This is a genomic window from Streptomyces katrae, from assembly GCF_000966975.1.
GTDB classification, from domain to species: Bacteria; Actinomycetota; Actinomycetes; order Streptomycetales; family Streptomycetaceae; genus Streptomyces; species Streptomyces katrae.
This window is the reverse complement of the sequence record NZ_JZWV01000551.1, coordinates 1-3389: the sequence shown is the minus strand read 5'-3', so window position 1 is coordinate 3389 and position 3389 is coordinate 1. Positions and strand designations below refer to the sequence as shown.

The 3389-nt window shown below is 75.2% G+C and carries 4 protein-coding genes; all 4 read right to left on the bottom strand.

Going from position 1 to position 3389, the window contains the following annotated elements; genetic code table 11:
- The coding region (locus tag VR44_RS19995) for a hypothetical protein (protein WP_045948917.1) at positions 1-403 on the bottom strand (403 nt) is incomplete at its 3' end.
- 204 nt (positions 404-607) lie between these two features.
- Positions 608-1216, bottom strand: coding sequence for a DedA family protein (locus VR44_RS19990; RefSeq protein WP_045948916.1), 609 nt, complete (start codon positions 1214-1216; stop codon positions 608-610).
- 105 nt (positions 1217-1321) lie between these two features.
- Complete coding sequence (locus VR44_RS19985) at positions 1322-2983, bottom strand: alkaline phosphatase D family protein (RefSeq protein ID WP_045948915.1); 1662 nt, start codon at positions 2981-2983, stop codon at positions 1322-1324.
- Positions 2984-3096: 113 nt separating this feature from the next.
- Positions 3097-3389 (bottom strand): HNH endonuclease family protein (locus VR44_RS19980; RefSeq protein WP_045948914.1); only part of this gene is annotated, 293 nt, incomplete at its 5' end.

Sequence of the window (3389 nt, the reverse complement as noted above, 5' to 3'; positions counted from 1 at the left end):
GGCTCATGGAGTCCATGCTGCCGCCGAGGCCACCGCGCGCGGCGCCGGGGGCCACCTGGAGGGTGACGTTGACCCGGCGGCCGCCGCACTCGAAGGTCACGGGGTAGGAGCCGGGGGTGGCGTCGCTGAAGACGGTGGCCGAGCCGGAGAGGTTGCTCGCGGTGGCGCTGCCCGGGGCCAGGGTGACGGTGTTGAAGACACGGGAGGACGCCCGGCCGGTGCGGGTGGTGCAGCCGTCGACGTTGAGGCCTACGCGGCCGCCCGGGGAGACCGTGCCGGGCGAGACCGTGGCGGAGGGGGTCGTACCGCCGGCGGGGGCGGCGGAGGCGGGTGCGGCGGCGGCGATGACCAGTGTCGCGGCGGCGACTCCGGTCAGGCGATGCCGGATGCGCGTGGGGGGCATGGCGAGATCTCCTCGGGCTCCTCGGGACGGCGCGGCCGGGACAGGGACATGGCGCCGATTCGGTGGCGCGCCGTGTTCTGGACGCTAGAAGCCGGGGCGGCGGCCCGCGATTGCTGCCGGGTGAACGGGTGACCCACTGGCCCACCCGGCCCATCCTTTCGGGGCACGGGTGGGGATTTCGGGGCACGGGTGGGGACGGGCGGGTCAGGCCGTTGCCGGGGGCGTGGGGGAGGGGCGGCGCAGCAGGAAGGCGGCCAGGGAGCCGGCGGTGAAGAGGGCGATCAGGGAGACCGCCGTCCCGAGCCAGGCCGTACCCAGCCACTGGGTGCCGAAGTAGCCCAGCGACACGCTGTAGCCGGCCCAGCTGATGCCCGCGAGGACCGACCAGGGCAGGAACTCGCCCACCTTGCGCTGCGTCTTGCCCGCGCCCAGCGAGACCACCGAGCGGCCGGCCGGGGCGAAGCGGGCGAGGACCACCAGCAGGCCGCCGCCGCGGGCCAGGGCCGTGCCCAGCCGTTCGTGGGCCCGGGTCAGGCGGCGGGAACGGGCGATGGCGCGGTCCAGGCGAGGCCCGCTGCGGCGCGCCAGCCGGTAGGCCGTGAGGTCGCCCAGTACCGAGGCCGTGGCGGCGACCGTCAGCAGGACCGCGACGTCCGGGACCCGCGCGGGCGGCCCCCCGGCGGCCGCCGCCGCGGCGGTGATCACCAGGACCCCGCTCGGCAGCACCGGCAGGAACACGTCCAGCAGGACCGACACCGCCACGAGGACGTAGATCCACGGGGTCGCGGTCAGCGACCCCAGCGTCTCGATCACAGCGGGACTCCCCAGTCCGGAGCGCCGCGTGGTCGCGGGGAGGCGGCAGGGGCGGCTTGACAGCCATACAGCGTACGCCCGGCGCCCCCGCCCCGGAGCCGCGGCCTACTCCGCTCCGGTGAGCCGGCGGTCCAGCACCGTCACCAGGCGGGCGCCGGCCCGCGACGAGCGGGCCTGGTCCAGCCGGAGCCGGGCTTCACGCCCCGCCAGGGTCAGCGTCATCAGCTGGTTGCCGAACCACGGGCCGCCCGTGCGCCGCCAGCTCAGCGGCGGCCGCCCCGTCCGGCCGTGCCGTGAGAAGCCGCGCCCCAGCCAGCGGCCCAGCCGTGACCAGCCCAGCCGGAAGCCCCATTTCACCAGCGTGTGGATGGAGTTGTGCACCGGCGAACAGGTCAACTGGAAGACCCGCGCCGTACTGGGTATGAGCGGTTCGGCCACGTACGCGTGGTGGACGTCCCCGGACAGGACGGCGACCGTCGCCGGGGCCTTCGGTCCGGTCCCGACCTCCTCGATCAGGTCGCTCAGCGCGGCGAACGACGCCGGGAACGCCGCCCAGTGCTCCAGATCGCTGCGCCGGCGCAGGTCCTCCCCGATCCGCGCCCATCTCTGCCCGCGCTCGCCGCGGCAGAGCGCGGCGTTCCACACCTCGGCGTCATGGATCAGCGGCGGCATCAGCCACGGCAGTGAGGAGCCGATCAGCAGGTGGTCGTAACCGCCGTGCCCCGACAGGGCGTTCTCCCGGAGCCAGCGCTGCTCCGCCGGGTCGAGCATGGCCCGCCCGTCCTCGGCCAGCACCCGCGCGGCCCGGGTGTCGACCATCAGGAGCCGGGTCCGGCCGAAGTCCCGCCGGTAACTCCAGCGCACCGACGCCGGATCGGCGTCCGCCGCGGCCGCGAAGGCGCGCAGCGCGTCCGTGCCGTCCGGGGTGGCGCGGACGGCGGCGTAGAGGGGGTCCGCGGCGAGCTCGGCGGGGGAGAGGTTGCCCAGGTGCTGGTACACCCAGTACGACATCAGCCCGCTGAGGACCCGCTCCGGCCACCAGGGGGTGGCGCGCATCTCCGCCTGCCAGGCGGCGCTGGTGTTCCAGTCGTCTATGACGTCGTGGTCGTCGAACATGTGCAGGCTGGGGACGGTGGACAGCAGCCAGCGGATCTCCGGGTCGCCCCAGGACTCGTCGTAGAGGCGGGTGTACTCCTGGTAGTCCGCGACCTGGGCGCCGGGGGCCTCGCGCAGGTCCCGGCGGGCCGCCAGCCACCGCCGGGTCTCCTTCGACAGCTGGTCGGCGTAGACCTGGTCGCCGAGGAGCAGCAGGAGGTCCGGGCGGGGCTCCGAGGGGTCGGCGGCCAGCCGTGCCGCGCGGGTGTCGAGGGCGTCGGCTCCGTGCGGACCGCGCCGGCCGGCGGGCGGGGCGGCCTGCCGGCAGGAGCCGAACGTGACCCGCAGCCCGGGCGCGGGGCGGCCGGGCCCGCCGCCCACCGCCGGGACGGCGATGGTGCTGGGCGGGAAGCGGCCGCCGGGCTCGGGCCAGACGGGCACCCCGTCGAGCAGCACCTCGTACGCCGTCGCCGTGCCGGCCGTCAGGCCGGTGACCGGTATCAGAGCGTAGTGGTGGCCGGTGATCTGGAAGGTGCGGGCGCTGCCGCCGGCCCCGTCGGCACACCGCACCTCCGCCGTGCACGGGCGGTCCGCCTCGACCCAGATCGTGGCGGAGCCGCCCGTGTCCCAGTCGACGTGGCGCAGCAGTGGTCCCAGTCGCAGTCCGGCCATCCGACTCCCCCTCCTCGACAGCCCTTTGGATCACGGTACGGGGCGGGGCGGGGGCCCGGCCTCCCCCTGGCGGGGGATAGCGGGGGTGAAAAATCCGGGGGAGCGGCCGGGTGTCAGCAGCCGTTCAGGATGCCGACCAGGGCGGTCTTCTCCCCGGCGTCCATGCTCAGCCCCCAGTACTGCTTCACCTCGACCCAGGACCGGGCGTAGGTGCAGCGGTAGGCGGTGCGCGGCGGCAGCCACTTGCCGGGGTCGAGGTCGCCCTTGGCCTGGTTGACGTTGTCCGTGACGGCTATGAGCTGAGGGCGGGTCAGGTCGTTGGCGAACTGCTGGCGCTTGGCGGTGGTCCAGGTGCTGGCGCCCGAACGCCAGGCCTCGGCGAGCGGGACCATGTGGTCGATGTCCA